The sequence below is a fragment of the Synechococcus sp. 1G10 genome (genome assembly GCF_002252625.1).
GTDB lineage: Bacteria > Cyanobacteriota > Cyanobacteriia > PCC-6307 > Cyanobiaceae > Regnicoccus_A.
Genome location: NZ_NQKW01000007.1, coordinates 109158 through 131037, shown reverse-complemented (window position 1 = coordinate 131037; position 21880 = coordinate 109158). Strand labels below are relative to the sequence as shown.

General features: G+C 67.8%; 22 protein-coding genes and 1 pseudogene. 13 read left to right on the top strand and 10 right to left on the bottom strand.

The features are described 5' to 3' along the window. The first annotated feature begins 131 nt into the window (after positions 1-131). Genes CJZ82_RS08430 through CJZ82_RS08415 form a run of 4 tightly spaced genes read left to right on the top strand, consistent with a single transcriptional unit; the run spans position 132 to position 4705 of the window. Positions 132-1271, top strand: a complete 1140-nt coding sequence (locus CJZ82_RS08430) for an MraY family glycosyltransferase (protein WP_094555336.1) — start codon at positions 132-134, stop codon at positions 1269-1271. Beyond that, on the top strand, positions 1246-2544 hold the full coding sequence (locus tag CJZ82_RS08425; RefSeq protein WP_094555335.1) for a competence/damage-inducible protein A: 1299 nt from the start codon (positions 1246-1248) through the stop codon (positions 2542-2544). Before CJZ82_RS08430 ends, CJZ82_RS08425 begins: the two co-directional genes overlap by 26 nt. 47 nt (positions 2545-2591) lie before the next feature. Further along, positions 2592-4067, top strand: coding sequence for a 3-isopropylmalate dehydratase large subunit (gene leuC / locus CJZ82_RS08420; protein ID WP_233130140.1), 1476 nt, complete (start codon positions 2592-2594; stop codon positions 4065-4067). Then, complete coding sequence (locus CJZ82_RS08415) at positions 4064-4705, top strand: 3-isopropylmalate dehydratase small subunit 2 (protein WP_094555333.1); 642 nt, start codon at positions 4064-4066, stop codon at positions 4703-4705. The genes leuC and CJZ82_RS08415 overlap by 4 nt, the downstream gene beginning before the upstream one ends. Positions 4706-4708: 3 nt before the next feature. On the opposite strand, the gene CJZ82_RS08410 is transcribed toward CJZ82_RS08415, so the two are convergent. Together CJZ82_RS08410 and CJZ82_RS08405 are read right to left on the bottom strand one after the other, a co-directional pair. Beyond that, entirely contained in the window at positions 4709-7825 is a 3117-nt protein-coding gene (locus CJZ82_RS08410) for a DUF3769 domain-containing protein (protein ID WP_233130130.1), read from the bottom strand. A gap of 169 nt (positions 7826-7994) precedes the next feature. Then, a complete protein-coding gene (locus CJZ82_RS08405) occupies positions 7995-8114 on the bottom strand; it encodes a photosystem II reaction center protein I (protein WP_071800827.1) in 120 nt (39 codons plus the stop codon). Positions 8115-8215: 101 nt separating this feature from the next. Between CJZ82_RS08405 and CJZ82_RS08400 the strand changes: the two genes are divergently transcribed. Then, on the top strand, positions 8216-11215 hold the full coding sequence (locus CJZ82_RS08400) for an alpha-mannosidase (RefSeq protein ID WP_094555331.1): 3000 nt from the start codon (positions 8216-8218) through the stop codon (positions 11213-11215). Here CJZ82_RS08400 and psbN read toward each other — a convergent pair. Beyond that, the gene (gene psbN / locus CJZ82_RS08395; protein WP_006172418.1) at positions 11184-11324 is read right to left on the bottom strand and encodes a photosystem II reaction center protein PsbN; all 141 of its coding nucleotides are present in this window, start codon (positions 11322-11324) and stop codon (positions 11184-11186) included. The two genes, CJZ82_RS08400 and psbN, sit on opposite strands and share 32 nt — an antisense overlap. A 185-nt stretch (positions 11325-11509) precedes the next feature. On the opposite strand from psbN, the gene psbH reads away from it, so the two are divergent. The 4 genes and pseudogenes from psbH to CJZ82_RS08375 all read left to right on the top strand — a co-directional run bounded on the left by psbH (position 11510) and on the right by CJZ82_RS08375 (position 13099). Beyond that, the gene (gene psbH / locus CJZ82_RS08390; RefSeq protein ID WP_094555330.1) at positions 11510-11710 is read left to right on the top strand and encodes a photosystem II reaction center phosphoprotein PsbH; all 201 of its coding nucleotides are present in this window, start codon (positions 11510-11512) and stop codon (positions 11708-11710) included. A 55-nt stretch (positions 11711-11765) separates the two neighbouring features. Then, positions 11766-12041, top strand: a pseudogene (locus CJZ82_RS08385) (TatA/E family twin arginine-targeting protein translocase); the annotation flags it as partial. Positions 12042-12178: 137 nt separating this feature from the next. Next, positions 12179-12805 carry an aminoacyl-tRNA hydrolase gene (pth, locus tag CJZ82_RS08380; protein ID WP_094555328.1) on the top strand — a complete coding sequence of 209 codons (627 nt, stop codon included), beginning with the start codon at positions 12179-12181 and terminating at the stop codon, positions 12803-12805. 36 nt (positions 12806-12841) lie between these two features. Then, on the top strand, positions 12842-13099 hold the full coding sequence (locus tag CJZ82_RS08375; RefSeq protein ID WP_094555327.1) for a DUF3146 family protein: 258 nt from the start codon (positions 12842-12844) through the stop codon (positions 13097-13099). Positions 13100-13128: 29 nt separating this feature from the next. On the opposite strand, the gene CJZ82_RS08370 is transcribed toward CJZ82_RS08375, so the two are convergent. Genes CJZ82_RS08370 through ntcA form a run of 3 tightly spaced genes read right to left on the bottom strand, consistent with a single transcriptional unit; the run spans position 13129 to position 15590 of the window. Continuing rightward, entirely contained in the window at positions 13129-13578 is a 450-nt protein-coding gene (locus tag CJZ82_RS08370) for a resolvase (protein WP_094555326.1), read from the bottom strand. Beyond that, the gene (locus CJZ82_RS08365) at positions 13575-14816 is read right to left on the bottom strand and encodes a DUF3084 domain-containing protein (protein WP_094555325.1); all 1242 of its coding nucleotides are present in this window, start codon (positions 14814-14816) and stop codon (positions 13575-13577) included. Before CJZ82_RS08365 ends, CJZ82_RS08370 begins: the two co-directional genes overlap by 4 nt. A gap of 45 nt (positions 14817-14861) precedes the next feature. Further along, a complete protein-coding gene (gene ntcA / locus CJZ82_RS08360) occupies positions 14862-15590 on the bottom strand; it encodes a global nitrogen regulator NtcA (protein WP_094555324.1) in 729 nt (242 codons plus the stop codon). Positions 15591-15797: 207 nt separating this feature from the next. Here ntcA and CJZ82_RS08355 point away from each other — a divergent pair, with 207 nt between their 5' ends. Beyond that, complete coding sequence (locus CJZ82_RS08355; protein ID WP_094555376.1) at positions 15798-16391, top strand: cob(I)yrinic acid a,c-diamide adenosyltransferase; 594 nt, start codon at positions 15798-15800, stop codon at positions 16389-16391. Continuing rightward, positions 16385-16978, top strand: coding sequence for a dCTP deaminase (gene dcd / locus CJZ82_RS08350; RefSeq protein ID WP_094555323.1), 594 nt, complete (start codon positions 16385-16387; stop codon positions 16976-16978). The genes CJZ82_RS08355 and dcd overlap by 7 nt, the downstream gene beginning before the upstream one ends. A 17-nt stretch (positions 16979-16995) precedes the next feature. Here dcd and CJZ82_RS08345 read toward each other — a convergent pair whose 3' ends face one another. Genes CJZ82_RS08345 through CJZ82_RS08335 form a run of 3 tightly spaced genes read right to left on the bottom strand, consistent with a single transcriptional unit; the run spans position 16996 to position 18753 of the window. Continuing rightward, positions 16996-17391 carry a hypothetical protein gene (locus CJZ82_RS08345; RefSeq protein WP_143593577.1) on the bottom strand — a complete coding sequence of 132 codons (396 nt, stop codon included), beginning with the start codon at positions 17389-17391 and terminating at the stop codon, positions 16996-16998. Between the two features lie 26 nt (positions 17392-17417). Beyond that, entirely contained in the window at positions 17418-18140 is a 723-nt protein-coding gene (gene thyX / locus CJZ82_RS08340; protein ID WP_094555321.1) for an FAD-dependent thymidylate synthase, read from the bottom strand. Between the two features lie 34 nt (positions 18141-18174). After that, positions 18175-18753, bottom strand: coding sequence for a thioredoxin domain-containing protein (locus CJZ82_RS08335; RefSeq protein ID WP_094555320.1), 579 nt, complete (start codon positions 18751-18753; stop codon positions 18175-18177). A 120-nt stretch (positions 18754-18873) separates the two neighbouring features. Between CJZ82_RS08335 and CJZ82_RS08330 the strand changes: the two genes are divergently transcribed. Together CJZ82_RS08330 and CJZ82_RS08325 are read left to right on the top strand one after the other, a co-directional pair. Then, positions 18874-19287, top strand: coding sequence for an NIL domain-containing protein (locus CJZ82_RS08330; protein WP_094555319.1), 414 nt, complete (start codon positions 18874-18876; stop codon positions 19285-19287). Then, positions 19284-19802, top strand: coding sequence for a hypothetical protein (locus CJZ82_RS08325; protein ID WP_094555318.1), 519 nt, complete (start codon positions 19284-19286; stop codon positions 19800-19802). Before CJZ82_RS08330 ends, CJZ82_RS08325 begins: the two co-directional genes overlap by 4 nt. 14 nt (positions 19803-19816) lie before the next feature. Here CJZ82_RS08325 and CJZ82_RS08320 read toward each other — a convergent pair whose 3' ends face one another. Further along, complete coding sequence (locus tag CJZ82_RS08320; protein WP_094555317.1) at positions 19817-21826, bottom strand: lytic transglycosylase domain-containing protein; 2010 nt, start codon at positions 21824-21826, stop codon at positions 19817-19819. Positions 21827-21880 lie beyond the last annotated feature (54 nt).

Here is a 21880-nt window from a genome sequence, read left to right as displayed (position 1 = left end):
AAGCTTTGCCCTCGGTGCGGTCCCTGCATGGCTCCCCCCGCGACGTTGCCACCAGCGTTGCCCCGCCTTGGGCTGTGGTTCGTCAGCCGGTCGTTTCCACTTCCAGGTGAACCCTTGCTCGGCCGTCGCTCGTGAGCTTGGCCGCCAGTCCGCTTGCCGCGGCCCTCTTCACGTTGTTGGTCGCGGCACTGCTCACGGCTCTGGTCGTGCCGCTGGTTCGCCGGATGGGGCTTCGCTATGGCCTCGTAGATGCCCCTGATCCGCGTAAGCAGCACCACGTGCCGATGGTGCGGCTGGGGGGGATCGGCATGGTGGCGGGGTTTTCTCTGGCTCTGGCGATCACCTGGGCCCTGGGGGGCTTCGGCAACCTGGCTCCGGACCGGGACCAGCTGATCTGGACCACCCTGGCCGGTGCGCTCTGTTACTTCGTAATCGGCCTGGCCGATGATCTCTTCGCCCTCCCCCCCTTGCCGCGCCTCGCCGGCCAGGTGGCCGTGGCTGTGGTGGTCTGGGGCGAGGGGGTGCGCATCGGAGCGATCGATCTGCCTCTTGGATGGTTCGGTCTGCCGTCGCTCGCCTTCCCATTGCCGGACAGCCTCAGCCTGCTGGCCACGGTGATCTGGCTGGTGGGCATCACCAATGCCATCAATTGGATCGATGGCTTAGACGGGCTTGCCGCCGGCGTGGGAGGCATCGCGGCGGTGGGGCTGCTCTCGGTGAGCTTCAGCCTGCAGCAGAGCGCAGCTGGCCTGCTTGCGGCCGCGCTGGCCGGTGCCTGCCTTGGCTTCCTGCGCCACAACTTCAACCCCGCCCGCATTTTCATGGGCGATGGCGGTTCCTATTTCCTGGGCTTTGCCCTGGCGGCGATCAGCATCGTCGGCCCGGCCAAAGGGCTCACCACCGTCAGCCTGCTTTTCCCCCTGCTGATTCTCTCTTTGCCTCTCGCCGACATGTCGGCGGTGATCATGGGCCGACTCAGTGAGGGGCACTCTCCCTTTTATCCCGACCGTCGCCATCTTCACCACCGGCTGCTGCGGGCAGGCTTCAGCCATCGCCGCACAGTGGTGCTCATCTACGCCTTCACCCAGTGGCTGGCGGCACTGGCCCTGGTGGCGGCCAATGTGCAGATGCGCTTCCTCTGGCTCGCGCTGGCCACCGCGGTGCTGATCGGCGCGGTACTGGGGTCCCGGCGCCAGCGCCGGTTACCGGGCGATTCCACCACCGCCTCCCCATCCTTCCCCTGTGATGCCGGTCGTGACCCGAAGCTCTGAGAGCGGGGCCAGCGGCGGCACCGAAATCCTCTGCATCGGCACGGAGCTGCTGCTGGGCAACATTCTCAACGGCAACGCCCGCTGGCTGGCGGAGCAGCTGGCGGGCCTGGGGCTACGCCATTACCGCCAGTCCGTGGTGGGGGACAACCGGGATCGCCTGATCGCCATGGTGCAGGAGGCCTCCAGGCGTTGCCGGGTGCTGATCTGCACCGGTGGTCTCGGCCCCACGCCCGATGACCTCACCACCGAGGCGCTGGCCGCTGCCTTCGCCACCCCGCTCGAGGAGAGGCAAGAGGTGTGGAGCGACATCCAGGCCAAGTTCGCGGCCCTGGGCCGCACCCCGTCGCCGAGCAACCGCAAGCAGGCCCTGCTGCCGGTGGGGGCCGAACTGTTGCCCAACCCTCTGGGCACGGCCCCCGGCATGATCTGGACTCCCAGGCCAGGCTTCACCCTGCTCACCTTTCCGGGCGTGCCCTCCGAGCTGCGGGCGATGTGGGCCGCCACCGCGGCACCCTGGCTGCGCGGACAGGGGTTAGTTGAGGGGGTGTTTGCCAGCCGGATCCTGCGCTTCTGGGGGGCAGGGGAATCGCGCCTGGCGGAGCAGGTGGCCGACCTGCTGGAGCTGACCAATCCCACCGTGGCTCCCTACGCCGGCACGGGGGAGGTGAAGCTACGGATCACGGCTCAGGGACCCACCCTCCAGCAGGCCGAGATGCTCCTGGCCCCGGTGGAAGCCGAGCTGCGCCTGCGGCTGGGGTCCTGGTTCTATGGAGTCGACGACGACAGCCAGGCCTCCCTCTGCCTGGAGCTGCTGCGGCTGCGGGGGGAGTCGCTGGCCGTGGCGGAGTCGTGCACCGGCGGTGGGCTGGGCGCAGCCCTGACTGCGGTGGCCGGTGCTTCAGATGTGTTCCTCGGCGGCGTGATCGCCTACGCCAACTCCGTCAAGCAAGCGCTGCTGGGTGTCCCCGCCGCCATGCTCGAGGCCCACGGGGCGGTGAGTGACCCGGTGGCGATCGCCATGGCCGAAGGGGCGCGGCGGGTCACCGGCAGCACCTGGGCCCTGGCACTCACGGGCGTCGCCGGCCCCGGTGGTGGCAGCCCCGGGAAGCCGGTGGGGCTGGTGCACATCGCCCTGGCGGGGCCCCGGGGCACCACCAGTGAGGGTGTGCGTTTCGGCGCTGGCCGCAGCCGCGACTGGATCCAGATGGTGAGCGCCGGCGAGGCCCTCAACCGCCTGCGCCTGCGTCTGCTTGCCGAGACGCAGGCTGATTGACAGATCCCTCAGCCTTAGGGTGATTCGTCTTGGGCCTGGAGGGCAAGGTGAGCGCCGGCACGCTGTACGACAAGGTCTGGGACATGCACCGCGTGGCGGAGTTGCCCGGAGGGTCCACCCAGCTGTTCATCGGCCTTCACCTCATCCATGAGGTGACCAGTCCCCAGGCTTTCGCCGCCCTGAGGGAGCTGGGCCTGGGTGTGCGCCATCCCGAGCTCACCGTGGCCACGGTCGATCACATCGTGCCCACCACCTCCCAGGTCCGTCCCTTTGCCGATTCCCTCGCCGAGGAGATGCTCTCCACCCTGGAGGGCAACTGCGCCGAGCACGGCATCACCCTGCATGGCCTCGGCAGCGGCCGCCAGGGCATCGTCCATGTGATCGCGCCGGAGCTGGGTCTCAGTCAGCCCGGCATGACGGTCGCCTGCGGCGATTCGCACACCTCCACCCACGGCGCCTTCGGGGCGATCGCCTTCGGTATCGGTACCAGCCAGGTGCGCGATGTACTCGCCACCCAGAGCCTGGCGATGAACAAGCTCAAGGTGCGGCGGATCCTGGTGGAGGGCCGGCTGCAGCCGGGCGTGTTCGCCAAGGATCTGATCCTCCACGTGATCCGCAGCCTGGGGGTGAAGGGTGGTGTGGGCTACGCCTATGAATTCGCAGGATCCTGCATCGACGCCCTCTCGATGGAGGAGCGCATGACCCTTTGCAACATGGCGATCGAGGGGGGTGCCCGCTGCGGTTACGTCAATCCCGACGCCACCACCTTCGCCTACATCAAAGGTCGGCCCTTCGCCCCTGAGGGGATGGCCTGGGACCAGGCGGTGGCCTGGTGGAGCGCCCTGGCCAGCGGGCCGGACGCCGTGTTCGACGACGAAGTGCGCTTCGACGCCGGCACGATCGCCCCCACCGTCACCTGGGGGATCACCCCGGGGCAGGGGATCGGGGTCGATGAAACGGTGCCCACTCCTGAGCAGATGGCCGCCGAGGAGCGCCCGATTGCGGAGGAGGCCTACCGCTACATGGACCTGGCCCCGGGTACACCGATCCTTGGTCTGCCTGTGGATGTCTGTTTCATCGGCAGTTGCACCAACGGCCGCCTCAGTGACCTGCGGGCGGCTGCGGCAGTGGCCCGTGGTCGCCAGGTGGCTGCGGGGATCAAGGCCTTTGTGGTGCCTGGATCCGAGCAGGTGGCCGCCCTGGCCAGAGCCGAGGGGCTTGACCGGCTGTTTCAGGAGGCGGGCTTCGAATGGCGTGAACCGGGCTGCTCGATGTGCCTGGCGATGAATCCGGATCGGCTGGAGGGCCGCCAGATCAGCGCCAGCTCCAGCAACCGCAATTTCAAGGGCCGCCAGGGCTCCGCCTCCGGCCGAACTCTGCTGATGAGCCCGGCGATGGTGGCCGCGGCGGCTGTCAACGGCCACGTGAGTGATGTGCGCGAACTACTGGAGAACCCCTGCGCATTCGCCTCTGCGCCTGCCGAAACCAGGCCCGTGGCGATGTCGCCTTCCCTGATGCCATGAGTGACTCCCCCTTACCCTTCGGCCCGATCCCCGTTCTTCAGGGTCGGGTGGTCGTTGTCAGCGGCGATGACATCGACACCGACCGGATCATCCCGGCCCGCTATCTCAAGTGCGTCACCTTCGAGGGTCTCGCACAGGGGGCCTTCGCTGATGACCGCATCGAACTGAAGGGCTCCCACCCGTTCGATCGCCCCGAGCATCAAGGGGCCAGCATTCTGGTGGTGAACCGCAACTTCGGCTGCGGCTCCAGCCGGGAGCATGCTCCCCAGGCTCTGATGCGCTGGGGGATCCGCGCCGTGGTGGGGGAGAGTTTTGCCGAGATCTTCTTCGGCAACTGCCTGGCTCTTGGGATCCCCTGCCTCAGCGGTGATCACGCCACGATCCTGGCGCTGCAGCAGGCGGCCCTATGCGAGCCGGACACCCACTTCCGTCTGGATCTGGCCACGGCCGAGATCCACAGCCAGGCCTCTGGTGCCGCCGATTCAGCGCAGCGGTGGAGACTGGAGCTGGCGGCCGGCCCCCGGCAGATGTTGCTCAGCGGCCAGTGGAATGCCACGGGCCAGCTGCTGTCCCACGAGGAGGAGCTGGTCCGGACGGCGGCAGGCTTGCCCTACCTGGCCGGTTTCGCTCTGGTCTGAGGCTCAGAACGGGTTCCGGCCTGCTCCGCCACCAGCGCCACTGAGCTCGGGACGGTAAGGGGCGAACGGCACCCCCGTCCCCTTGAAACCGAAGTCGTTCAGGCGGATCCGCACCCCGCCAATGCCCTCGTAAGGGCTGTAGAAAACGCTGAAGGCGTAGGAACGGCGCTGCCAGCGCAGTTCCACGTAGGACCCGGTCAATTCGCCGTAGTTCGGCGAGGCAGGGTCCACGTTGACGCCGATCCCCCCGTTGAACAGAAGCGGACCGGCGATCTGCTGGGTGAGCCCGATTCCAACCGTGCCCAGATCGACCGCCGCGTCGAAGCCGAATGGGCTGAGGCCATTGCGCAGGGTGATGCCGCCAGTGACCGTCAGCTGAGTGAAATCGAAGAAGCGCTTGTTGAAGTGCCCCAGAGTGAGGGTGGGACCACCGGAGATCGAGAAGGTGTTCTGGTAGCTGCCGTCGCCGAAGTAGGCCACATTTCCTGAAAGATTCGTGTTCAGGGTCAGGCCAGGCACGATCGGCTCGGGTGAATAGCGCAGGGCCCCATCCGGGGTGGAGGGCAGGGCCCGGCCTCGCCAAAGCTGCAGGGAGCTGTTGAGTGATCCCACTGCGTTGGCTCGCCAGAGCTGGGCAAGATTCCTGGATTCCTCTCCATTGCTGAGGAATTCGTTGCTCTGGTAGTTACCCAGGCCCACCCGCCAGAAGTAGCGGTTGCTGAGTTTGCCCCAGTTGGGGAGAGTCTCTTCTTTCTCCAGGGAGGCGCCATAGGCCGAATAGATGTCCTGCTCGCCGAGGGATCCATTCCAGATCCTGAAGCGGTAAGCCCCGAAGAGGCGGGCCGTGGTGGAGCCCACCAGGGGGAGGTTGATGTTGCGATCCAGCTGGCCCCAGCTGCGGGTGCCGTTGGCGATGTTCTCAGGATTGAAGGTGGAGATGTCGAGGTTCAAGCTGGTGTCGAACCCCAGCAGCGGCGCCTTCAGCCGGGCTTCCAGGCCGAAAAGGTCGCCCAGGGTGTTGTCCTGGCTCACCGAGGGTCCGGTGGCCTGGCCGCCTGGGATTGGATAGCTGTCGGTAGTGCCCTGGTAGGCGCGCTCGAGCATGAACTGGGGCTCCAGTTCCAGGGTTCCCTTCTCGCCGATCCGTATCGGCCGCAGGCGCCGGCCCACATAGAAGCCGTCACGGTCCTCCTGATCGACCCCCAGCACCCAGCGGTTCTCCACCTCCTGCTGCTTGCGGATGCGCGTGCGCGAGGTGACGGGAATGGCGAGGCGGTCTTCCAGGATCAGTCGGTTGCGCCTGGAGGTGATCAGCAGATCGCCGTTTGCGTCCTGGTTGACCACCACCTGATCAGCATCCATCCACGACTGGGACGGTGTGAAGGGGTCGTTGCTGAAGCTGGCACGGTCGCTGCTCCAGCCGTTTGCTGTCAGCACGATCCTGGCCGCCTGATAGCGCAGATGGGTGAGGGTGCCCTGCACAGCCTGGCGATTCTTCTCCGAGCGCAGCCGCCTGACCTGGGGTGGCCGGGCCGGTCCGAAGTCGCTGTCCTTATCGGTGGCCACCTCATCGTTACTACCGGCCTGACGACGGCGTTCGATCACCAGCCCTTCCCGTTGCTGCACTCCGGCGATGCGTTGCTTGATGCGCGCCGCGGCGGCGGCGCGCTGCTGCTCCTGCTCTCGCATGGCACGGAACGATGCTGGCTCCCCGCCCGGGGCGCTCTTGGCACCATCAGCGCTGCTGGCTGAAGTCGATGGGTCTGGCGCCGGAGCTTGTGCCTCACCGCCCATGGCCACCTGCTCGAGGGCTTCCGGCAGGGTGCGGGGGCGATCTGGTGGCTCCGCTCCACGGTTGGGGCAGCCCTTGGCCGGCCGCAAATTGGCCTGAGGATCATCCTGCGGCGCTGGATCGCTGCCGAAGCGGTAACGCAGGCCCAGCAGGTAGGCGTTACTGCCCTCCCTGACGCCGTTGTAAGTGCCGAAGGCGCCGGAGCGATGGTGAATCCGTCCCACCATCGACCACTGGGGTGAGAAGGATCCTTCGATCTCGAAGCCCAGATAGTTGAGGAAACGGGCCGACTTCCGGCGGTAGGTGTCCTCGTAGTTGCTGAGGTTGGTGTTGAGGCTCACCCCCTGCACGAAGCCCAGGCTCAGCCAGGGTTGAAGCCAGGCCCGTAGTCCGATCCCGCCGGTGAACTCGCCGAAGGTCTGGGCGGAGGTGGAGAGGTTGGCCACCTCGGAAGCCGTGAAGGGTGCGATGTAACGCCCGCCCTTCTGAGCTGAGGCCCAGTGCCCGAGCGCATTGAAGTCCAGCTCCAGGGCGAAAGGACCGGCCTTGATCAGTCGCTTCTGCAGGCCAGCGCCCAGCACCCGCTCCGGCCGGAAGACACCCTGGCCGAGGAAGGTCTGGCCGAAATCGGAGTGGAACATCTGCCCGCCCCAGAGGGTGGCGCTCCAGGGGTGGGGGTGCCAGTCAGGAATCTCGGGCAGCAGCGTTTGGCAGGCGATCGGCTGGGGCTTGGGGAGCGGCAAGGAGGGGGCCTGCTCAATGTCGAGATCCTCCAGGCTGGTTTTGAGGTCGAGAACTCCGTAGACGTCCTCCATCTCCCCTTCGCCTTCGATCAGGCCGTAGCGAAACATGCTGCCCTGCAGATACTGCTGGCCACGCCAGAAGCGCACGCTGCCCGTGGCGTAAAGGGTGCGGGTGATGGTGTCGTACTCGAGGCGATCCGCCATCAGCCGGCCGCCGGCCAGCACGGCCCTGGCATTGCCGCTTGCCACGTAGCGGTTGATCACCAGATCAAACCCCTGTTGATCAGCGCTGATCTTCAGTTCCTTGGGAGGGGTTTTGACGGGAGGCTCTGAGCCGGCTGTTCCACCAGCTTCTGCGGGCACAGCTGGTTCAGAAGCTCCCGGTTCAGCTGGACTTGCTATCGGTGCGGCCTGGGGTTCGCCTTCGCTGGGTTCGCTGGCGGTGGCTTCAGCGCTGGCGTCGCCGGATCCCACTACGAAATTGCCTGGCTTCGCCTCAGGGACAAGCGTGTCGGATTCGCTGACATCGGCTCCGCTCAGGAGTGCCGGTGGCGAATCAGAGTCCAGGGTCTGGGCCCGGCTCACAGCAGGTGTTGCCAGAGTTGCCGCACCCACCAGTCCGATGGTCCACCGGATAAGCGTTGCTGAGGGCACCACATCTCCGAGACCGCGGCCGATCCTGCCATGCCCCTGTTGATGCTGTTGCTCGGCTCAGGTGGGTTGATGCAGTGACCCCGCCCTGAGCGGATGGCCTTCAGTCCTCTAGGTCCTTGCGGCTGGGGGTGCGGGTGGGATCGCTGGCCAGGAAGCCGAAGACGAAGATGCCGATGAAGAAGAAAACGACCGAATAAACGGAGATCTTGAGGGCGAGCATGGTTCCGTCCGGCGGGTGACAGGCAGTGACAGGCGCCAGGTGGGTCCTGAACGACCCTGCGGCAGCCGCATCATCCTATGGGTCACTGATGGCCGGGATCGATGACGCAGGGCTTGGATCCCCAGCTTCCCCCCGAGATTGAAACGTTTCGATCACGTTCGAGGCTGGACCTGCTCTCTGCCTGGCAGCGGCGTGGTGCGGATGGCTCCTGGCAGGGAGCCCTGGCCGACCCCTGGTCCGGGCGCCATCGCCCCGACTGGCACGCCCGTGGCCTGATCGCCTGGCCGCGGGGCGGGCAGACCCGTTGTCTGGTCCTGGAGCTGAGCTGTCCCCCCAGCTGGCGCGGCCGGGCTCCGGCCCTGGCCCGCCTGGCGTTGCGCTGGTGGGCTGATGCCGCCGAACTCCGGGTTGACGGACGCACGGTTCACCGCGGCGATCTGTTCGACAGTTCCTGCCGCTGGGCCCTGCCGCAGCGCTGGTGGCAGGGGGAGCCGTTGCGCCTGGAGCTGGAGCTGCGCAGCCCGCACCATGACGACGGTGCCCTCATGCTCAGCCGGATCGAGGCGGAGCCCCTGGATCCGGCCGATCCGGACGGCCTGCTGGCCGCCACCCGGCTGGAGCTGGAGCAGCTGCGGCGGGCCGGGCCGGCAAACCCAGGTGGCTTCCACCTGCTTGGCCACGCCCACCTGGACCTGGCCTGGCTCTGGCCCGTGGCCGACACCTGGCAGGCCGCTGAGCGCACCTTCCGCTCGGCCCTCGATCTGATCGAGCACCACCGCGATCTCCACTTCGGCCATTCCACGCCGGCGCTCTACGCCTGGCTGGAGCGCCACCGCCCCGCGTTGTTCGCGCGAATCCGTGCGGCCATGGTGGACGGCCGTTGGGAACCGATCAATGGCCCCTGGGTGGAGACCGATTGCGTGCTGGTGGACACCGCCTCTCTGCTGCGGCAGTTCCAGGAGGGGCAGGCCTACAGCCGCCGGACCTTTCCCGAGTGGGAGCACCAGCTGGCCTGGCTGCCCGACAGCTTCGGCTTTGCCGCCGGCCTGCCAGCGGTGGCTGAAGCCACCGGTGTGCGCTGGTTCTGCACCCACAAGCTGGCCTGGAACGCCACCAACCCTTTCCCGCATCGGCTGTTTCGCTGGCGCAGCCGCTGTGGCGCCGAGGTGCTGGCCCTGATGAGCGCCCCGATCGGCACGGATGGCGACCCCCTGGCGATGGAGCGCTACCGGTTGGAGTGGCAGAGGGTCACGGGCGATGCCGAGGCCCTCTGGCTGCCTGGGGTGGGGGACCACGGCGGCGGTCCCACCCGTGAAATGCTGGATCAGCTCGACCTCTGGCGAGACGACCCTGCCACTGCGCCCCAGCGGCACGGCAACCTGCGCCACTACCTGCGGCGGCTGGAGCCCTTGAGCGGCCAGCTGCCGGTCTGGCGCGATGAGCTTTACCTGGAGCTGCATCGGGGTTGTGCCACCAGCCGCCCCGACCAGAAGCGCCACAACCGCACCCTGGAGCGGCTGCTGCGCGAGGCCGATCTCGCCACCGTTCTGCACGGGGAGCCTGACGATCGTCCGGAGTCGTCCGGCTGGCGCGATCTCCTCTTCCAGCAGTTCCACGACATCCTGCCGGGCACCTCCATTCCGGAGGTGTTCGAGCAGGCCGAACCCCAGTGGCAGAAGGCGCGGCGCGCGGCGTCCCGCCGGCGTGATCGGGCGCTGCTGGCCTGGCTGGAGTCCTCCAGCTGTCAGGGCTCCAGCCAGGCGGAGTGCAGCGACCTGGAGCCATGGTGGTGGGTCCAGCTGCAGCCACTGCCGGCGGCCCCCATCACCATGCGCCTGCCGGCTGGCCACTGGAGCCTGGGGGAGCAGCCCTTGCCGTCGCAGCCGGCCCGATCCGGCGGCCACTGGGTGCAGCTGCCCTCCCCTGGCGGAGTGGCGGCCCTGCAGCTCCTGCGTCAGCGCCAGCGGCCTGGGTCAAGTCCGCCGCCGGCCAGCTCTGACGCCTCGATCGTGAATCCGGTGCGGCTGGAGACCCTCGTCGCCGGCGAGCGCTGGCGGCTGGGTAATGGTCTGCTCTGGGCCCAGCTCGGCCCGCTCGGGCTCGAGCAGCTCTGGGGGAGTGATCACAGCCCCCAGCTGGCCGAGCCGCTGCAATGGCGACGCTGGATCGACCGCGGCGAGTTCTGGGATGCCTGGGATCTGGCCGCTGACTACCGCCAGCACCCTTTGCCTCTTCATTGGGAGCCGTGCCCGGTGCTGGCGGAGGTCGGTCCGCTCTGCAGCCGCCTGGTCTGGCACGGCCGCTGTGGTGCCAGCGCCCTGCGCCTCGATCTGCAGCTGCGGGCCAGCTGCCCCTGGCTGGAGCTCAACCTGCGGGTCGACTGGCGCCAGCGCCATGAACTGCTGCGCCTGGAGCTGCCGTTGCAGCACCAGGCTGTGCGCTGGGCTGCCGACACCAGTGGCGGAGTGATCGAGCGGATCGCTGCGGCCGCCAATCCGCGGGAAGCCAGCCGCTGGGAGGTGTCGGCGATCAGTTGGCTGGCGAGCCAGTCCTCGACCGGCGGCCTGGCGGTGCTGCTGGATGGGCCTCAGGGTGTGTCAGGCAGCCCTGAAGCCCTCGGGGTCTCGCTGCTGCGTGGACCCACCTGGCCCGACCCCGGCGCTGATAACGGCGCCCAGCGTCTGCGCCTGGCTCTGATGCCCTGCCTGCAGGGCTGGCGCCAGGCCGGTGTGGCAGCGGCGGCAGTGCGCTTCCGCGAGCCCTGCTGGCTGCGGCCGGCCAGGGTTTCAGCTGATGCCGGATCTGAGCTGGGATCGGTGCTGCAGCTGGGTCATCCCGATCTGCGCCTGATCAGCCTCGTCTGCGACGGCGATCGCGACCTTGCTCGGCTGACGGTACAGAACCTCTCTCCCTGCCGTCAGCAGCTGGAGCTGGAAGGCGAGTGGGAGCTGCTGGAGCGGATCAATGGGCTGGGCGATCGGCTTACTGCGGCTGACGGCAGGGAGAGTGGCGGGCCAGTGGTCGAAACCTCCACTCGCCTCGGGCCGTGGCAGCTGGCCAGCTGGCGGGTCAGTCGTCGTGGTCGTCGAAAGGATCCGTGAGCTGTTTCGAGGGGGGGCCGAAGGCGGTGTACACCCCGAACCCGGTGAGGGCGAGGAGCGCGACCAGAACGGTGATCGCCACGGAGATGGCTGGGGAGGTTTCGCTCACGGGTGGTTTTGCTGGGGGACAGGCCGGACTCAGCCCGGGGTGCGGCGTCGTGGGAGCGAGGCGGTAGAGGCGCTGCCCCTTGGGAGGCAACGGACCTTCACAACTCTCGGCGAGGGCTGCGCCGGCTGCCACTCGACGTTTACAGTAACGATCCCACCTCGTGTGCCAGAGAGGACACCACAGCCATGGCCCAACGCACCCGCCTGGGAGATCTGCTGCGCCCCCTCAACTCCGAGTACGGCAAGGTCGTGCCCGGCTGGGGAACCACCCCGGTGATGGGTGTCGCCATGGCGCTGTTTCTGGTCTTCCTGCTGGTGATCCTCCAGCTGTACAACCGTTCTTTGCTCCTCGACGGCATCACCGTCAACTGGAACGGCATGGGCTGATCGTCGGGATCGTCCCTTCTCCTCGCTGCTGCCCTTTCCCTGAGATCCTTCCTTCATGAACTTCTTTGGGATCGGTCTTCCGGAGATGGTGGTCATTGCTGCCATCGGCCTGCTGGTCTTCGGGCCCAAGCGCCTGCCGGAGCTGGGTCGGACCCTCGGCCGCACCCTCAAGGGCTTCCAGTCGGCCTCGCGCGAGTTCGAGCAGGAGTTCCGCAAGGCTGTCGACACCGAAACGGTGACCGCCAGCAGCCTTGGTACGGAAGTCATGGCGGCCGAACCCCTGGTCGCAGCTTCTGCTGATGCTGAGCGCAACATTGCCGAGGCCAGCACAACTGATATCAACCCCGCCGAAGCCGGCACCGTTGTCGAGGCCATCGCTCAGTCGTCTGAGCCGCCCAATGCCCCTGCGTCCAGCTGAGCGTTGTTGCTGCAACCCGCCGCCTGCCTGTCTGCCGGCAGGTGCCCGCGATGAGCGTCACCACTGCACCATTGGCCGACCTGCAGCTGCTCGTCGGCCTCGGCAATCCTGGCGAGAAGTACGCCCACACCCGCCATAACGTTGGCTTCATGGCCCTCGATCAGCTCGTGCGGCGCGATGGAGTCACCTTTCGGGCGAATGGCAAGCTGCAGGGAACCATCGCCGATCTCGGCCAGGGCTCAGAACGGCTGCGTCTGCTCAAGCCCAGCACTTTCATGAACGAGAGCGGCCGCTCGATCCGGGCCACGCTCGACTGGTTCGGGCTCCGCCCCGATCAGATGCTGGTGCTGGTGGACGATATGGACCTGCCCCTGGGGCGCCTGCGGTTGCGCCGCTCCGGCAGTGCCGGTGGTCACAACGGCCTGCGCAGCACCATCGCTCACCTGGGCAGCCAGGACTTCGCCCGCTTGCGCATCGGCATCGGTGCTCCGGCGCTGGACCCAGCTCTGCGCAGAGCCCGTACGATTTCCCATGTGCTGGGCCGCTTCGAGGCTGACGAGTTGCCGTTGTTGCAACAGGTGCTGAACGAGGTGCTCGAGGGTGTCAGCTGCATCCGCCGCTGGGGTTACGAACGGGCAGGCAACCGCCTGAACAGTTTTCAGCCCACCTCTGTCTGACGCTGAATTGGCCCCACCGCCCCGCTCCCTGATCCCGTGAGCCCCCTGCCCGCCACCACCGCCCAGCTGCGGGTGCTGCATCAGAGCTTCAGCCATCAGTTACTGGAGGGCGAGGTGGCCGCCGGCGGCTTCCATTGGACCTTCTGCTGGGCCTTCGGCCGTGGCGAGCTGACGGTGGAGCCCTCCCTGGGCCGTGCCCTGATCCAGGACGCTCTGCTGCGCTTTCTGCTCCAGGTTGATTACCAGCTCGAGCCCGGCGGCGACTATGCCTTCACCGTGCGGGCCAAGTTCTAGGGCCACCCACTCTCAGCGTCAGAGACGCTTCAGTGCGCCTCCGGTGCCGTAGCCAGGGGGTGGCCCAGCAGCCGCTCCAGCAGCAGCTGCGCCACTACATCGTCCCAGTCTCGGGGTGGCTGGCGCAGGCCGCGGGGCAACAGCCGGTGCCAGCCGCGGGCGGGGTGCAGCTCCCAGAAGCGCTGTCTCGCGGCCAGGGTTGAACCGTGCTCCTCCACCAGCAGCACGGGCACCAGCGGCTCCAGCCGCCGCCGCCAGCCGTCGCTGCCGGTGCCATTGCCGAGGATCACCGCCACCACCTCCCCCCGCAGCAGCCAGCCCTCCAGGCGGCCCCAGGCCTGCTCAGGAGCGATCACCAGGGCGTCGAGCAGCTGCTGCCGGTCCACGTCAGTGCGCACCAGGCCGCATTTGCTACGCCCCGGATCGAGCCCGGCCAGGGCACCATGACTCGGCAGAGTCTGCGTAACTGGGTGAATCATGGCCGCCCGGGGCCCTGCCGCTCCTGCCGCGGCTCAGTGGGGACTGCGCTTAGGCGCAGTTCGATCACCAGCGGGTCGGGGGTTTCCGCGTCGCGGAGCGCCACGGCCTCGAGGGTCACGGTCTGTCCGGTGGGCCGCTCGCTCAGTTCCCGCCCCAGCCGGTTGAAGCTGGCCACGTCGAACTGGACCCCGTCGGCAATCGAGCCCTGCCGCTGGGCCTTGGCGAAGGAGGCCGCCAGCAGCAGGTTGAGGCGGTTGCGCACCTGCTCGCTGGAGCGTTCATTGCCTTCCAGCACCGTGGAGGCCATCAGATCTCCCCGTTGCAGTACCTGGCGGTTGGGTCTGAGGTCGGGGAAGCCCAGCACCTGGTCCTCGCCGCGCAACACGTTGGCGGCCGAGAGGATGCTCACCACCCAGGGCCCACCTCGGGAAATCCGTGATTCCAGGGTGGCGATGTCCTGGCGTGGCACCAGCAGGATCTGACGGTTGGGGGCTTGTGTGGGCAGCACCCGCTGGAAGGCGTTGAGATTGGCCTGACGCAGCAGGGCCACGATCGCTGCGTTGGCTTCGGTTGCGTTGCGGGGGTTCACCTTGGCGCTGGCGAGGGGTTGTCCGCTGCTGATCACAACATCGCCGCGGCGCATGGCGATCAGTTTCTCCTCCAGTCCCTTGAGTTCGGTTTCGCCGGCAGTGATCAGGCCGCGCACCCGGGCCAGTTCCGTTTCGGTTTTGCGGATGTCCTGGTCCCTGGCGCGGATGTCCCGGTTGAGGCGGTCGCGCTGGGCCAGCAGTTGCTGTTGCTGGGCCTGCAGAGGCTTGAGTTCGCCGCGCAACTGACGCGCCTGGATCTCGGCGGCGGTGAGCTGACGACGGGTCTGCTCTCGGTCGCGGCGGGCCCGTTGCAGGGCTGCTTCCACACGGGCCTGTTCCTGCCGGCTGCTGCGCAGGTTCCGCTCGCTGCGGCGCAGGGTGTTGCGGCTCTCCAGCAGCCTTGCCTGCAGGGCGTCGAGTTCGAACAGGCCGACGCGCAACCGTTCACTGACGGCCAGCATCAGGCCGAGGGAGACGGCGCTGATCAGGCTGCCCGTGAGCACCGTGATCAGCACGGCCGTGTTTCGAGGCCGCAGGTTGAACAGACTGAGCCTGGCCTTGCCCACCCGGCTGCCCAGCCGATCCCCCAAGGTGGCCAGCAGTCCTCCGAGGGCCAGGAGGGCTAGAATCAGCAGCCAGCCGGACACAGCGCCGTGCGTGAGCGTCCAGTATCAGTCGCGGTGGTAACCGGTTCAGCTGAAGCGCTTGGCCAGGGCGACCGGATCGAAGACGGTGATCTTCTTGCGATCGATCTGCACCAGCCCTGCCTGGCGCAGATCGCCCAGCAGGCGGGTGATCGTCACCCGAGTGGAGCCGATCGCTTCGGCGATCGCCTGATGGGAGAGACGCAGGTCGATCGTGATGCCTTCATTGCCGGGAACGCCGAAATCACGGCAGAGCACCAGCAGAAAACTCACCAGCCGCGACGACATGTCCCGGTGGGTCAGGGTTTCGATCATGGTCTCGGTCTGGAGGATCCGTGAGGAGAGTCCCTGCAGAAGCAGCAGCCCAACGCTGGAATCCTGCTCGATCGCCCGCCGCACCGAACCAGCTGGAGCCGCCACCAGCTCCACCCGGGTGAAGGCCACCGCGTGGTAGAAGCGGTCTGACCGCTGGCCTGTGAGCAGAGAGAGCACCCCGAACAGGCTGTTTTCCCGCAGCAGGGCCACGGTGATTTCTTCCCCCGATTCGTAGACGCGGGAGAGCCGCACGGCTCCACGACGCAGCAGATAGACCCGCTCTGCCGGATCACCGGGGAAAAAAATTGTCTTTCCCCGCTCAACGGTTTCGATCACGCAGCCACTCAGGCCGCGCATCACATCGAGGAGTGTGCTGGCGCCGTTGGCGGCAGCGGCCAGGCCGACGGGGGCCGGTGTCGATGGGCCGCCGGTGCGACTGAATCCGCGCATCGCGCCAACCATGTTTCGGCGGAGCAGGTGTGAGAAGGACGCTAAGGATCGCCCATGGCGCGCCATGTAGTGATCGACACCAATGGATCGCATTCACACAGGTCTGGCCTGGCCAGGCCCATGGGTGGAGTACGGGTGTTCGCGCTAGGGATGGTGGCTGAACCTTGCTGGCGGCCCGGATGCCGCTACATTCGGTTTCGCGCTTTCCTTGGGGTGTTGATGACGGCCAGCCTGCGCAACGCCTCCACCGAGTCGCGTCATCCCCTGCGTGCCGTTGGAATTCCCCGACCGGTGCAGCCCCGTTCCTTGCCTATGCTCGCAAGGCCCGAAGGGCTGCTGCAGGTACACACAGCCCCTTTCCGCGGCAGTTTCGGCGGTGTGTTCAGCCAGGCCCTGCGCAGCGCCGGACTGGGCAGCAGGGTGCTGATCAGCCAGTTTCTCAAGGGTGGGGTCGACCAGGGGCCCGAGCACAGCCTCAGGCTCTGTGGCCGGCTGCAGTGGTTGCGCCCAGCTGTGCCTTCCTGTCTCACCCAGCCTGCTGCCCTTGAGACCGAGCTCGTGCATGCCGCCGTGCAGGAGGTGTGGGCTTTCAGTCGCGACCAGTTGCTGGGGGCTGCTGTGGAGCTGATGGTGCTCGATGAACTGGGGCTGGCGATCGAGCTGGGTTTTCTTGCTGCCGAGGAGGTGATCAGCACTCTTGAGCAACGGCCGGCCCACCTGGATGTGATTCTCACGGGTCCCTCCATCCCCCTGGAACTGCTGGCCATGGCCGATCAGGTCACCCAGCTGCGGCGGGGAGGTGCTCCATGCTGAAGAACGACCGCTGGATCAACTCACTGGCGGCGGAAGGGATGATCCAGCCCTTCCAGCCCACCCTGGTGCGGCATCTGGAGCCGGATACCGCGTCCCGGCCGGTGCTGAGCTTCGGCTGTTCCTCCTACGGATACGACCTGCGTCTCTCGCCGCGGGAATTCCTGATCTTCCGCCACGTGCCCGGCACGGTGATGAACCCGAAGCGGTTCAATCCCGACAACCTGGAGCCCGCCCCCCTGCACCAGGACGGCGACGGTGACTACTTCATCCTGCCGGCCCATTCCTACGGCCTGGGTGTGGCCCTGGAGAAACTGAGGGTTCCGCCCACGATCACCGTGATCTGCCTGGGCAAGAGCACCTATGCCCGGCTGGGCATCATCGTGAACACCACTCCGGCGGAGGCTGGCTGGGAGGGGCATCTCACCCTTGAATTCAGCAACTCATCCGGTGCTGACTGCCGGATCTACGCCAATGAGGGCATCACCCAGCTGCTGTTCTTCGAAGGGGATCCCTGCGACACCACCTACCAGGACCGCGCCGGCAAATATCAGCATCAGCCGGAGCGCGTCACGCTCGCCAGGGTCTGAAGTGGGCAGGGTCTGAATCAGGGCATCCCCATGGCCCGCCGCACCTGGCCGATGCAGGGCAGTCCGCTCGGGCAGAGCCGGATCACCTGGTCATTCACCACGAAGACGGTATCGGCGCCCGGCTCGGCAGAGCCGGCTGCCATCGGCGACCCCGGGGTTCCAGGCAGCTGATCACCTGAAGCGGCTCTCCCTGTTGGTAGAAGCATGCTGAAGGGATCAGTGCCGCTGCTGCTGCCGGCGCTGATGCCCTGCAGCTTTCCTCTGACGGAACGGAGCAGGTTGGTGTAGCCCGGGGCGGAGCCGCCCTGCATGCTCCCCTGGATCGCCGCTGCTCCCGCCGCGTCGATCAGCATCTGGCTGCGGGCGGCAGGCGCCATCAGCAACAGAAGCAGCAGCAGGGGCAACGCAGGCATGGCAGGGCTTGCAGGCAATGGTGTGGTCAGGGAGCGAGACGCGCTTTGTGCAGGCGGGAGCGGCTGTACCAGTTGGCGATCTCAGGGGCCCACGATTCCAGATGGGGCCAGAGCAGATCACAGAGCTGACGGATCTCCAGCTGTGCATCCAGCTTGGCGCGCAGGTCGAGAAAATGCAGGAATGCGCGCAGGCTGAAGCTCACCACGAAGTGCTGGCGGTAGTCGAAGGGGAGGATGCCCCGGGCATGTTCCTCGGCGAAACCGGCGGCCAGCAGGTCGCGGTAGCGCTCGGCGGCCTTGCGGCACAGCTCCAGATCCAGGCTCCGCTGGGCCATGTCGTAGGTGTACTTCTTGCCCTGGCGGTCGCTGTAATCGCCGATCGGGCGCAGATAGAACACCTCCTCGAGATCGAGGCTCCCGTCGGCGGCCTTGCAGATGCGATCTCCGGTGTAACGCATGGATTGCACATCGAAACTGACGCCCACTCGATGGGTGCGTGCCTGCTGCATCACGGAGTGGGGAAACCAGCCCACGTTGAGCACGATCTGGGCATGCTCCAACGGGCCGTAGTGGCCGCGCTCGCCGGAGAGCAGGCGCTTCACGCAGATCTCACCAGCCGTGCGTTCATCGGGCCACTCGGCGCGGTCGGCCGCGACGAACCCCTCGCTGTAGTCCTGATGCATGGCTGCATAGACGCACTGCTGGGGGTTGGGGGTGGCGGCGATCAGCTCAACCCGGAAACGGTCCATGGGGCAGCAGGGCAGGGGCATGGTGGCGGTGGAGTCAACCGTGGCTGCGGGGGCCGGTCTGGGCCGGTGCGGCCTGGCCAGCAGCCAGCGCCTCGCCGCCCGTCAGGGGCGAGAGGCTGCCGACGCCCGCCAGCAGCGGCAGCGGTGTCTCCTCGATCAGTGCGGTCATGATCGCGGCCAGCTCGGGCCGGCTGCGGGCCCCCAGGGAGCGTCCGATCGAGCGGCCACTGCGCTCGAAGAGCTCCAGCTGGGGGATGCCGTTGACGGAGTAGCGATCGATTTCCGGACTCCAGCGTGGATTGTCCACATTCAGCAGCACTACGTTGAGATCACCGCGGTGCTCACTCTCGAGAGCTGCCATCGCCGGGGCCATTGAGCGGCAGGCTTCGCACCAGTCGGCGTAGAACTCAACGATGGTCGGCCGACCGCTGGCGAGGGCGAACGGCAATTCCGGCGAACGCCGCGCCAGCTGCTCCAGCGGCGCCTGGGGCTGCAGGCCCCCGCGCAACCCGAAAAGGAGCAGTGCCAGGGCGGCGGCCAGGGCAGCAAGAATCATGCGTTCGCGCCGCCCCAGGGGTGAGCCCTCTTCAGCTGCGGGGTTGGGCAGAGTCATCGCGGCGCGCGGGGGGCCTGAACCGAAGGCACTCTGGCAGCTCTGGCGGGGCAGCCGGGATCGAGGCCAGAACTCTGGCTTCAAAAGCCTCGATACCATGGGGTTCTTTGCCAGGCTGCGGTGAAGCGTCGCCTCACCATCCACTTCCCGCGCGACACGGTGCATCACCCGATCACCTACCGGCTTGCCGTGGATTTCGACATCGCCGCCAAGATCCTGCGAGCCCAGATCGCTCCCAACCAGAGCGGCACCATGGTGGTGGAACTCTCTGGCGACATCGACGAGCTCGACGCGGCCGAGCAGTGGCTCGAGGATCTTGGCCTGGGTCTCGATCGCGCCCCCGGTGAGATCCGCATCGACCGCAGCCGTTGCGTTGATTGCGGCATCTGCGCCAGTGTCTGCCCCAGTGGCGCTCTGCTCAGCCGCCCGCCGGCCTGGCGGCTGGAGTTCAGGGGCCAGCACTGCCTGGTCTGTGAGCAGTGCATCCCCAGCTGTCCGGTGGACGCCATCGATCTGGTGCTGGAGGCCCGATGAGCGGCGTGATCGGCGTCATCCTGCGCCTGGCGCTGCTGCCCCTGCGGGCGCCTTTCCTGCTGCTGCTCCTGCTGGTGAGCATCTACCTGGGTGTCGAGTGGGTGGTGAACGCACCTGTCCAGGGCATGGGGAACCCTGAGCAGGATCCGGTCCACGGCCTCTACTGGACGGCGGAATGCCTGCAGGCCCTGTTGGTGGTGGTGGTGGCCTCGCTGCCCGACCTGCTGCTGCGTCAGCTCTCGATACTGATGGCCGCCAGCCGGGTGATCACCCTCATCGTCAGCCTGTTTCTGGTCACGGTTGCTGGCCTCTACCTGATGCACCTCAGTGCCCTCGCCGATGTGGTGATCCTGGCCACGGCGGTGCTGCTGGCCCGGCTGGATCTCACCCGTATCCGGGTGGTTCGGTCACCCTTGTTCACGGCCTTCTCGCTCTCGGGCTATGTGATGCTCGGCATCTGGATCGGTCGGGAGTTGCAGCAGGGTGGGCTGCTGGGACCAGGGCCAGGGAGCTGAGGCCTGAGGCCGCGTCAACAGGCGCGCCTCGGCTTCTCCTGGTAGCCCCAGAGGTTGCCGAGCACCTTCTTCACGTAAAGCCGGGTTTCCGGGTAGGGGATCGCCTCCACCCAGAGCTCCGGGTTGCTCTGGAGCCGAGAGTCACGCCAGCCGGCCACCGCGCCAGGACCTGCGTTGTAGCTGGCGATCGCCAGGAAAGGATCGCCCTTCCAGAGTGTGAGCAACTGGTTGAGATACATCGCCCCCAGCTCGGCATTGAAGGCGGGCTCGCGCAGCTGATCGCCGCTGACCGCTCCCCCTGCCAGCTCCGCTGCCGTCTCCGGCATCAGTTGCAGGAGGCCGATGGCTCCCGCAACCGATCCCACCCCGGGGGTGAAGCGTGATTCCTGCCTGGCGACGGCGAGCAGCAGGGTGGGGTCAAGCCCATGGCGGGCCGCAGCGGCGCTGAAGGCCTCGCCGTGGCGGACCGGCAGCAGCGCCCGCTGCAGGGGCAGGGTGGTTGGGCAGTCGCCTCCGGCCCAGCGCAGATTCGCCTCATCCAGCTGGCCGAGGCCGGTCCAGTCGTCGCCGACTCCCTGCCGCAGCCGTCCCTCCAGGGTCAGCTCCTGGGGGGCGCTGGGGGTCGCCGCTGGACGCTCCTGCCGCCAGTGCTCCCATGCCTCCAGATTGAGGCCCAGGCGCCAGAGCTGGTCAAGCTGGGGCTGACCACTCTCCAGGGGCCGCCATTGCTCCTCCGGCAGAGCGACGGCGCCGCTGGCGGTCAGCAGGAGATCGGGTCGCTCGCCCAGCTGGACCCGGCTGCGCCAGGCGTAGTAGCTCCAGGGCAAGCGTCGCAGCACCGCCTGCCAGCTGCTGGCGGCGGAGGCCTGCTTCCCCAGCTGCTGCTGGACCATGCCCAGCCAGAACAGCTGGCGCACCGCCAGCGGCGGCGGCAGGCTGTCTGGCGGCAGAGCCTGCAGCAGCGCCAGAGCCTCACCGCTCTGTCCCTTGAGCAGGGCGGAGCGGGCCAGGTCCCACTGCAGGTTCCAGCTGGCGGGATCCCCGGGCCAGCGCTTCAGCACCCGTCGCCAGTCGCCACCGGTATCCAGCGCCAGACGGGCCTGCACCGGCGCGCTCCGGCGCAGGGGCTCAGGCAGCTGGAGCAACTGGGCTGGGGTGACCGTGGGCGCGGGGGTCTGGGCCAGCAGACGCACGGCTTCAAGGGCCTCGGGCCGCTGGCTGTCGCCTTGACTCAGGGCCAGCAGGCGCGCCACCCCGGCCCTGGTCTCGGCGGGGTCGCCCCGCAGGAGAGCGCGGCCGATCTCCAGTTCCTGGTCGGGCTCGACCCGCCCCGATCCCAGACAGCTCAGGCTGTTTTTGCCATCCCCGAGCCCGGCCAGGCCTGCCGCCAGAGTGCCCCGCTGGGCGGTGGTGAGTGGCGCGGCCGGGCGGGCGCAGATCTGGCGCAGTCGCTCGCTCGCGCCAGGCCAGCGCGGGCCCCAGCGGGCGAGATGCAGGGCCCCCTGCTGGCGCTGGGCGGGCTTGGGGCCCTGCTCCAGGGCGGCGGCCAGGGCGGCTGGGTGGGCAGGGAACCGGCGCAGCAGCTCCTGGCGCTGGCGAGGATTCTCACGGCCGAGGGCATACAGCGCGTCTGCGCTGGGGGGCGCCTGGGGGAAACGATGCAGCAGCTCCTTCCATTCGGACGTGGCCGCCAGACCCTGGGCTTCACGGGCCAGGGCCGCGCGTTTCAGCGCCACAGGGGCCAGGGGACCTAGTCCCCAGCCCTGCCCCTGCAGCAGCTGACTTTGGCGCGAGGGATCGTCGGTGCTGGTGGCGGGCAGCAGCAGCAGGCTGGCCTCCCGGCGCCGTTCGGGATCGGGGTCCCAGCGACGGATCCGCTCCAGGTTGAGGGCTGAGGTGTCGGGGGTGGGCAGGGGCCGTTGCAGCAGCAGCGCGCGCCCCAGCAGCAGGAGTGCGGTGCTGCCCGCCACGGTGAGGGCGAGGGTCAGCGGCCCGCGGCGGCCGGCAGGGAATGGTTTCGGCACGGACAGGGCGGGGCGGCCGCTGAGGCTTTGGCATTCTGGGGTTCGCCTCTGCGT

Excerpts from the sequence above, each read along its gene's own strand:
- CJZ82_RS08335 (WP_094555320.1), bottom strand. The coding sequence starts at position 18,753 with ATGACTCTGCCCAACCCCGCAGCTGAAGAGGGCTCACCCCTGGGGCGG.
- CJZ82_RS08345 (WP_143593577.1), bottom strand. The coding sequence starts at position 17,391 with ATGCCTGCGTTGCCCCTGCTGCTGCTTCTGTTGCTGATGGCGCCTGCC.
- pth (WP_094555328.1), top strand. The coding sequence starts at position 12,179 with ATGAGCGTCACCACTGCACCATTGGCCGACCTGCAGCTGCTCGTCGGC.
- CJZ82_RS08425 (WP_094555335.1), top strand. The coding sequence starts at position 1,246 with ATGCCGGTCGTGACCCGAAGCTCTGAGAGCGGGGCCAGCGGCGGCACC.
- ntcA (WP_094555324.1), bottom strand. The coding sequence starts at position 15,590 with ATGGTTGGCGCGATGCGCGGATTCAGTCGCACCGGCGGCCCATCGACA.
- CJZ82_RS08370 (WP_094555326.1), bottom strand. The coding sequence starts at position 13,578 with ATGATTCACCCAGTTACGCAGACTCTGCCGAGTCATGGTGCCCTGGCC.
- thyX (WP_094555321.1), bottom strand. The coding sequence starts at position 18,140 with ATGGACCGTTTCCGGGTTGAGCTGATCGCCGCCACCCCCAACCCCCAG.
- psbH (WP_094555330.1), top strand. The coding sequence starts at position 11,510 with ATGGCCCAACGCACCCGCCTGGGAGATCTGCTGCGCCCCCTCAACTCC.
- CJZ82_RS08325 (WP_094555318.1), top strand. The coding sequence starts at position 19,284 with ATGAGCGGCGTGATCGGCGTCATCCTGCGCCTGGCGCTGCTGCCCCTG.
- dcd (WP_094555323.1), top strand. The coding sequence starts at position 16,385 with ATGCTGAAGAACGACCGCTGGATCAACTCACTGGCGGCGGAAGGGATG.
- CJZ82_RS08415 (WP_094555333.1), top strand. The coding sequence starts at position 4,064 with ATGAGTGACTCCCCCTTACCCTTCGGCCCGATCCCCGTTCTTCAGGGT.
- CJZ82_RS08405 (WP_071800827.1), bottom strand. The coding sequence starts at position 8,114 with ATGCTCGCCCTCAAGATCTCCGTTTATTCGGTCGTTTTCTTCTTCATC.
- CJZ82_RS08355 (WP_094555376.1), top strand. The coding sequence starts at position 15,798 with ATGACGGCCAGCCTGCGCAACGCCTCCACCGAGTCGCGTCATCCCCTG.
- CJZ82_RS08400 (WP_094555331.1), top strand. The coding sequence starts at position 8,216 with ATGACGCAGGGCTTGGATCCCCAGCTTCCCCCCGAGATTGAAACGTTT.